This window comes from Rhodovulum sp. (assembly GCF_011048875.1).
Classification (GTDB): Bacteria; Pseudomonadota; Alphaproteobacteria; order Rhodobacterales; family Rhodobacteraceae; genus Rhodovulum; species Rhodovulum tesquicola.
The window spans coordinates 1-4,199 of record NZ_DSDD01000056.1 but is presented as its reverse complement, the minus strand read 5'-3'; the positions used below and the strand labels follow the sequence as shown (position 1 = coordinate 4,199).

Genomic DNA, 4,199 nt, shown 5'->3' with positions numbered 1-4,199 from the left:
TCGACGCCGCGATTCGGTTTTGCGAGGAGAATGGCGTCGGCCATGGCGTGACCAAGTTCCGCCTGCGCGACTGGGGCCTGTCGCGGCAACGTTATTGGGGCTGTCCGATCCCGGTAGTCCACTGCCCCGAATGCGGCGTGGTGCCCGAGAAGAAGGAAAACCTGCCGATCGAACTGCCCTATGACGAGGACGGCACGCCGATCGACTTCTCGATCCCCGGCAACCCGCTGGACCGCCACCCCACCTGGCGCAACTGCACCTGCCCGAAATGCGGTCAGGCGGCCCGGCGCGAGACCGACACGATGGACACCTTTGTCGATTCGTCATGGTATTACGCGCGCTTCACCGCGCCCCACGCGGACACGCCCACCGACATGGCCGAGGCCGAGTACTGGATGAATGTCGACCAGTATATCGGCGGCATCGAACACGCGATCCTGCACCTGCTCTATTCCCGGTTCTTCGCCCGGGCGATGCAGATCACCGGCCACCTGCCCGAAAAGGCGCGCGAGCCCTTCGACGCGCTGTTCACCCAGGGCATGGTGACGCACGAGATCTACCAGACGCGCGACGCCGCGGGCCGGCCGGTCTATCACCTGCCCGAGGATGTCGAGGACGGCAAGCTCAAGGCCACGGCCGAGGCGGTGGAAATCATCCCCTCGGCCAAGATGTCGAAATCCAAGAAGAACGTGGTCGATCCGGTCAACATCATCGAGTCGTTCGGCGCCGATACCGCGCGGTGGTTCGTGCTGTCGGACAGCCCTCCCGAGCGTGACGTGGAATGGACATCCGCGGGCGCCGAGGCGGCGCACCGGCATCTGGGCCGGGTCTGGCGCATCGCGAACGGCATCGCCGAGGAAATGGATCAGGGGGGCGGAATCGCCGCCTACGAATCCGAGGGCGAGGGCGCGGCACCGGGGGGGAAAGACGACCTGACCCTGCGCCGCGCGCTGCACAAGACGATCCATGACGTGACGATGGGGATCGAAAGCTTCGGCTTCAACAGCTCGGTCGCGAAACTCTATGCCTTCACCAACACGCTGGCGAAATCGGCAGCCTCGCTGCCCGCGCGGCGCGAGGCGGCGATGGTCATGGCGCAGCTCATGGCACCGATGACCCCGCATCTGGCCGAGGATATCTGGTCCATGCTGGGCGGTCAGGGCCTGATCGCCCGCGCCCCCTGGCCCAAGGCCGACCCCGCCCTGCTGGTCGAGGATACCGTCACGCTGCCGATCCAGATCAACGGCAAGCGGCGCTCGGAAATCGCCGTGCCGCGGGACATGGACGCCGCCGAGGTTGAAAAGCTGGTGCTGGCCGACGATGCTGTGCGCAAGGCGCTGGATGGCGGCGCTCCGAAAAAGCTGATCGTCGTGCCGGGCCGCATCGTCAATGTCGTCGTCTGACCGCCGCACCCTTGTCCTTGGTCTTGCCGCGCTGGCGCTGGGCGGCTGCGGGTTCCGTCCCGCCTACGGGCCGGACAGCGTGGCCGGCGGTCTGCGCGGCGGCATCGCGATTGACCCGCCCGACACGCGCAACGCCTTTGCGCTGGTCGAACGGCTTGAGGATCGGCTGGGCCGGGCGGATGCGCCGGTCTACCGGCTGGGCTACCGCATCGGCACAAGCCGCAAGGCGCTGGGAATCACCGGCACGCAGGAAACCACGCGCTACACGATCGAGGGCGATCTGGCTTTCGAACTGTATGAAATCGCGACCGGCCGCCTTGTGCAGTCCGGCAGCGTGACGGCCTTTTCCGCCTATTCCGCGACGGGCAGCACCGTGGCGAGCCTTGCCGCCGAGCGCGACGCGGAACGGCGGCTGATGGTGATGCTGGCCGACCAGCTTGTGACGCGGCTGATCGCCACCGCCCCCGGCCGGGCGCGATGAAGCTCTCGCCCCGCGAGGCCGCGCGCTATTTCGCCCGGCCCGATCCCGACCGCGCCGCTCTGCTGATCTATGGTGCCGACCCGATGCGCGTGGCGCTCAAGCGGAAGGAACTCATCGCCAAACTGCTGGGTCCCGGTGCCGAGGAGGAAATGCGCCTGACCCGGCTTGCCCCGGGCGATCTGCGCGGCGATCCCGCGGCGCTGGGCGATGCGCTCAGGGCGCGCGGTTTCTTTCCCGGCCCGCGCGTGGTGTTTCTCGACGAGGCGACCGATACGCTGGCAGATACCCTTCAGGCGGCGCTGGCCGACTGGCAGCCTGGCGATGCGCAGCTGGTGGTGACGGCACGGCAACTCACCCCGCGCTCGGCGCTGCGCAAGCTGTTCGAGGGGCACCGCACCGCCCTTGCCATCGGCATTTACGACGATCCCCCGGGCCGGGACGAGATCGAGGCGATGCTGGCCGCTGCCGGTCTGACGGGCCTTGACCGCGCCGCGATGGCGGCGCTGACCGACCTTGCCGGGGCGCTCGACCCGGGCGACTTCCGCCAGACGGTGGAAAAGCTTGCGCTTTACAAGCTGGGCGATTCTGCCCCCGCCACGGCCGACGACGTGGCCACCTGCGCCCCCCGCTCGACCGAAGCCGATACCGATGCGCTGATCCATCTGGTGGCCGAGGCGAAGGGCAACCAGATCGCCCCGATGCTGCGCCGGCTCGAAGCGCAGGGGGCAACCCCGGTGATGCTGTGCATTGCCGCGACCCGCCATTTCCGCGCGCTGCACGCCGCCGCTTCGGACCCCGGTGGCGCAGCCCAGGGCATCGCGCGCGCCCGCCCACCGGTGCATTTCAAGGCGCGCGACCGCATGGTGCGTCAGGCGCAGGGCTGGGGCGTGCGGCGGCTGGAACAGGGGCTTGGCCTCCTGATCGACACCGATCTGCAATTGCGCTCGTCCAGCCGTGCCCCGCAGATGGCGGTGATGGAGCGTTGTCTGATCCGGCTGGCCCATCTTGGTGCGTCGCGCCCTTGACCGCGCCCGCGATTGCTGGAACCCCTTTGCGAAGAACGGGGGTAAGGCGATGTATCGTGTGATCGGCAGCGGTAACAGCCGCGCGCGGCGCGTGATCTGGATGCTGGAGGAACTGGGCCTGCCCTACGCGCATGTGCCCGCCCCGCCCCGTTCCGACGATGTGATCGCGCTGAGCCCTGCGGGCAAAGTGCCGGTCCTGATCGCCGACAACGTGCCGATCACCGATTCGACCGCGATCCTGACCTTCCTGGCCGACCGGCATGGCCATCTGACCCATCCCGCGGGCACGATCGACCGCGCCCGGCAGGACAGCCTGACCCAGTTCCTGCTGGACGATTTCGATTCGGCGCTGTGGATGGCGGCACGGCACGGTTTCGTCTTGCCCGAGGCGCTGCGCCAGTCGGCGATCCAGGACAGCCTGAAATGCGAACTGGGCCGCAGTCAGAAGGTGCTGATGCAGCGGATGGGCGACGGGCCTTTCCTGATGGGTGCGGCGATGACCGTGCCGGACATCATCCTGACCCATTGCGGCGACTGGGCCGAGGCCGCGTGCTTTCCGATCACCGAACCCGGCCTTGGGGACTATCTTGCCCGGATGCGGGCGCGCCCGGCCTATCGGCGCGCGCAGGCTGTCTGAAGCCGCCGCGCCGCCGCCAGCCCGGCCCAGCGCCCGGTGGCCAGACAGGCGGTCAGCAGGTAGCCGCCGGTCGGCGCCTCCCAGTCCAGCATCTCGCCTGCAAGGAATGTTCCGGGGCGGGCGTGCAGCATCAGGGTCTCGTCCACCGCCGCCCAGCACACGCCACCCGCGGTCGAGATCGCCTCGTCGATGGGCCGCGGGCCTGCATGGCGGATCGGCAGCGCCTTGACCAGCCGGGCCAGCGCCGCGCCTTCGGGCAGCGGGCGGCCGAACTCCATCAGCAGCGCCAGCCGCGCCCGATCAAGCCCCAGCGTCTTGCGCAGATGGTTGGCAAGGCTCGCCTTGCCGCGCGGGCGGGCAAGCCGTTCGGCGACCCGGTCGGCTGTCCAGTCGGGCAAGAGGTCGGCGACCAGCGGCGCGCCCTCGCGCAGCGGGCGGGACAGGGCATAGATGCCGCCACCCTCCAGCCCACGGGCCGAGATCACGAACTCGCCCCGCTGCCACGGCCCGACGCCCGCGCGCAGCGCCACGCCCTTGACCGGCTGGCCGAACTGGCGGGCCATCGGCGCGGACCAGTCCACCCGCAGCCCGACATTCGCGGGCGCAAAGGGCGCAACCGGCACGCCCGCGGCCGAAAGCGGCCCCACCCAGGC

At 69.4% G+C, this 4,199-nt stretch carries 5 protein-coding genes; 4 read left to right on the top strand and 1 reads right to left on the bottom strand.

The genetic code is table 11. The annotated features are described in order from the left end of the window. The 4 genes from ENN83_RS01915 to ENN83_RS01900 all read left to right on the top strand — a co-directional run. Positions 1 to 1,403, top strand: a 1,403-nt coding sequence (locus tag ENN83_RS01915) for a class I tRNA ligase family protein (RefSeq protein WP_287183406.1), incomplete at its 5' end; no start/stop codon positions are given. Beyond that, complete coding sequence (gene lptE / locus ENN83_RS01910) at positions 1,390 to 1,884, top strand: LPS assembly lipoprotein LptE (protein WP_287183403.1); 495 nt, start codon at positions 1,390 to 1,392, stop codon at positions 1,882 to 1,884. The genes ENN83_RS01915 and lptE, both read left to right, overlap by 14 nt. Beyond that, positions 1,881 to 2,909, top strand: coding sequence for a DNA polymerase III subunit delta (holA, locus tag ENN83_RS01905; protein WP_287183400.1), 1,029 nt, complete (start codon positions 1,881 to 1,883; stop codon positions 2,907 to 2,909). Before lptE ends, holA begins: the two co-directional genes overlap by 4 nt. A gap of 49 nt (positions 2,910 to 2,958) precedes the next feature. Then, positions 2,959 to 3,546, top strand: a complete 588-nt coding sequence (locus ENN83_RS01900) for a glutathione S-transferase family protein (protein ID WP_287183398.1) — start codon at positions 2,959 to 2,961, stop codon at positions 3,544 to 3,546. On the opposite strand, the gene ENN83_RS01895 is transcribed toward ENN83_RS01900, so the two are convergent. Continuing rightward, the coding region (locus tag ENN83_RS01895) for a TIGR03862 family flavoprotein (protein ID WP_287183395.1) at positions 3,522 to 4,199 on the bottom strand (678 nt) is incomplete at its 5' end. The two genes, ENN83_RS01900 and ENN83_RS01895, sit on opposite strands and share 25 nt — an antisense overlap.

Bases quoted from the DNA above. Each gene is read 5' to 3' on its own strand.
- holA (WP_287183400.1), top strand. From the start codon at position 1,881: ATGAAGCTCTCGCCCCGCGAGGCCGCGCGCTATTTCGCCCGGCCCGAT.
- lptE (WP_287183403.1), top strand. From the start codon at position 1,390: ATGTCGTCGTCTGACCGCCGCACCCTTGTCCTTGGTCTTGCCGCGCTG.
- ENN83_RS01900 (WP_287183398.1), top strand. From the start codon at position 2,959: ATGTATCGTGTGATCGGCAGCGGTAACAGCCGCGCGCGGCGCGTGATC.